The organism is Frankia sp. AiPs1 (genome assembly GCF_023716945.1).
Classification (GTDB): Bacteria; Actinomycetota; Actinomycetes; order Frankiales; family Frankiaceae; genus Frankia.
In genome coordinates this window covers 1-1,057 of record NZ_JAMQQF010001019.1, presented here as the reverse complement: position 1 = coordinate 1,057, position 1,057 = coordinate 1, and the positions used below count along the sequence as shown (strand labels likewise).

Annotated in this window: 1 protein-coding gene and 1 pseudogene; both read left to right on the top strand. The window is 77.0% G+C overall.

Annotated elements, in window-relative coordinates:
- A partial coding sequence (locus ND748_RS32580; RefSeq protein WP_251750101.1) for an SCO family protein occupies positions 1-576 on the top strand: 576 nt, incomplete at its 5' end.
- Positions 577-815: 239 nt separating this feature from the next.
- Positions 816-1,057, top strand: a pseudogene (locus ND748_RS32575) (glycosyl transferase); the annotation flags it as partial.

Below are 1,057 nucleotides of genomic sequence, written 5' to 3'. Positions count from 1 at the left end.
GCCACAGCCGGCGGCGGTTGGCACGGCACCGTGCCCGGGGTCGCCGTGGCGCGCCCATCGTTCGTCCTGACCGACACCGCCGGGCGCCGCTTCGACTTCGCCCGCGCCACCGCCGATCGCGCCACGCTGCTGTTCTTCGGGTACACGCACTGCCCCGACGTGTGTCCGACGACGATGGCGGACCTTGCGGCGGCCCGGCAGGTCGCCGGGCCCGCGATCGCGGCGAAGGTGGCGGTCGTCTTCGTCACGACCGACCCGGTGCGGGACACCCCGGCGGTGCTGCGCCGCTGGCTCGCCCAGTTCGACGCCGGGTTCGTCGGGCTGACCGGCACCCCGGCGCAGATCGACGCGGCGCAGCGGGCGGTCGGCGTGCCGGTGGCCCTCGCCGACCCGGCCGCCCGGGCCGGTGCCGATTCCGGTTCCGGTTCCGGTGCCGACGGCCCGCCGTACCTGGTCAGCCACGCCTCGCAGGTGCTCGGGATCGGTCCGGACGACCGTATCCGCGTGCGCTACTTCGCCGACACGACGGTCGCCGAGTACGTCGCCGACCTGCCGAGGCTCGTCGCCGCCCTCTGATCCGCCGGGTGGCCCGGCCGGCCTCCGGCCCCCGCAGCGCGCGATCCCGGCTCGCGTGCGCCACCCGCGGCGGCGACGTTCCGCCGCCGTCCAGTCCCGCCAGTCCGGTGTCCCGCCAGTCCGGTGTCCCGCCGGTCCGCTGCTCCACCGGTCCGGCGCTCTACCAGCCCGGCCCTCTACCAGTCCGGCCCTCCGGCGCGACGCCGCCGCGTCCCCCTTCCCGTCAGGCAGGTACTCCAGTGTCATCCGACTTCGAAGCACCACGACCCCGCGCGGTCCCGTCCGGCCCGTCCCGGCTCCCCCCGGCCCGCAACCACCGCGATCCGCGGGCGTCCGCCCGTCGCCGGCGGCTGGCGACGGCGACCTGGGGGGTCGCGCTGCATGGTGCGCTCGCCGCCCTGTTCGCCGGCCCGTTGGCCGTCGAGGCCGGCCTGGCGTATCTGGTTCCGGCCGCGCTCGCTGTCCTCGCCCCCCGCACGTT